The organism is Chamaesiphon sp. OTE_20_metabat_361 (assembly GCF_031364565.1).
Genome location: NZ_JANLWO010000121.1, coordinates 1 through 2,051 on the forward strand (window position 1 = coordinate 1; position 2,051 = coordinate 2,051).

General features: G+C 48.5%; 2 protein-coding genes. Both read left to right on the forward strand.

Annotation, left to right across the window (positions count from 1 at the left end; genetic code table 11):
- The coding region (locus RMO35_RS03420; protein WP_309738565.1) for a protein phosphatase 2C domain-containing protein at positions 1-694 on the forward strand (694 nt) is incomplete at its 5' end.
- Between the two features lie 1,089 nt (positions 695-1,783).
- The coding region (locus tag RMO35_RS03425; protein WP_309738566.1) for a response regulator at positions 1,784-2,051 on the forward strand (268 nt) is incomplete at its 3' end.

Below are 2,051 nucleotides of genomic sequence, written 5' to 3' on the forward strand. Positions count from 1 at the left end.
AGATAAAGGGATGGTACGGAGTGCCAACCAAGACGCCTATCACATCGATCCTGATGGACGATTTTTTATCGTTGCCGACGGTATGGGCGGTCATGCAGGTGGCGAGGAAGCCAGCCGGATTGCGATCGAAACCGCACATACTTATATCGAGCGTAATTGGGAATCCGAACCCGATACCAAAAACCTGCTCGCCCAAGCCCTGTTCGCTGCCAACGATGCGATCGTCACCGATCAAGAACAAAATACTCAACGCGCCGATATGGGAACTACCCTGGTGACGATTTTGTTTCGGGATGACTTGGTATGGTCGGCGCATGTTGGCGATTCGCGGCTCTATCGGCTCCGAGGCGACAAACTAGACTCGATCACCGAAGACGATACTTGGGTGGCTAGGGCGATGAAATTGGGTCAGCTTACTGCTGACGAAGCCCGCGTCCACCCATTGCGTCACGTACTATCTCATTGTTTGGGTCGTCGCGATTTACGTCAGATTAATATTCAGACTCAACAAGTTCAGGCTGGCGACCGGATTCTACTCTGTAGTGATGGTTTGACCGAAGAAGTCCCTCACGAGGAGATTGCGATTCATCTGCAAGCCGAAACCGAAGAACTCGCCGCCCAAGCGCTAGTCGATGCGGCTAAACAGCATGGTGGCAGTGATAACATTACTGTAATCGTTGCCACGCTCGAATAATTATAACTAGGGCGTTGCTGAATTGAGGTATGAAATGCGCAAATCTTGCCCTCACCCCCAACCCCTCTGTCTTGACGCACACAAACGGGAGGGAACCTCCCGTTCGATGCGCCGCTGTCTTGACCCAAACGCACGCTGAGGGAACCTCAGCGCGATTTGGGTTGCTCCCAAGCTTGGGAGCGGCGTTTTTATGTCTAGGGTTCCCCCCGAATAAAAAAGCGGATTGATTTTCGGTCGGGTTTCCCGACCATGAAAATCAACCAAGCAACGACAAGACAGAGGGGAGCCAGAGCCGGAGGCGAGGGCGGGGTGAGGGCAAGGGATTTCGATTGGTATCATACCCAGATTCAGCAACGCCAAAACTAGATTTACCAAGTGTAGAATTGAGGCGATCTCGCCAATTCTGCTGGCAGAAACGCTCTGTGTCCCCTTCAGCTCGATCGATCGAACACGTACTATTTAGTTGACGCAATTTTTGCGCCAACTAAGATTTTGCAGCGGCTAACGATCGTTTTGAGCCATTGTCAAACTAATGCCTGTAATGTACCCGCACGCGATCGCGATCGCACCAGATCCGATCGTGATTGGGGTATTCTGATGTAGAGAATGCTCGGTTTAACCTCGCTCGCCTCGACACCAGACCCGCAGTTACAAAATGACATCAATATTTTCTACATTGGTGAGATCTCCCAGATCGCGGGAATAATAGGATAGTTAGGAACATCTTCGAGCTATCTTTGCTAGAAATTAGCGATCGGTTGCTGGGGATTAAAGCTTTTGGATATCTTTAGTAACTTTCCTGGTTGTATAGTTGTATGTATGAATAGCTAGAGTAACTAGACAATTGCAACGCACGACTCTTCTGTGGTAGCGGATTTTGTCCATGCCAGATTCAATTAGCGGCGATCGCGATGTTAGACTACAATCGACAAGCGATAAGTTAGCAAGTTTTCACTAACTTGAAGGCAACTGGCCACGTATATTTAAATTCTCGCTCATTAGAATACACAAACTACACATCTAAATTTATTAATTTCCCTATTCTTACCCATTTACCTGCCAAGTCATTTTGACTCAAAGGATTTAACCGTGAAAAAAATCTTACTAGTAGACGACGATAAAACCCTCCAAACCGTACTTACACGCTATCTGGAAAAGCGGGGTTATTCAGTACGAGTAGTCACCTCTGGAGTCCAAGGGTTGAAACTGTTCGCTCAAGATCCGCCAGATTTGGTCGTGTCGGACATCATGATGCCTGGGATGGATGGCTTGGAATTTTGTCGCCGCCTGCGGGCAACCAGACCCGGACAGTTGGTACCATTTATTTTTTTGACAGCTAAAAAAGACTTGGAAGACC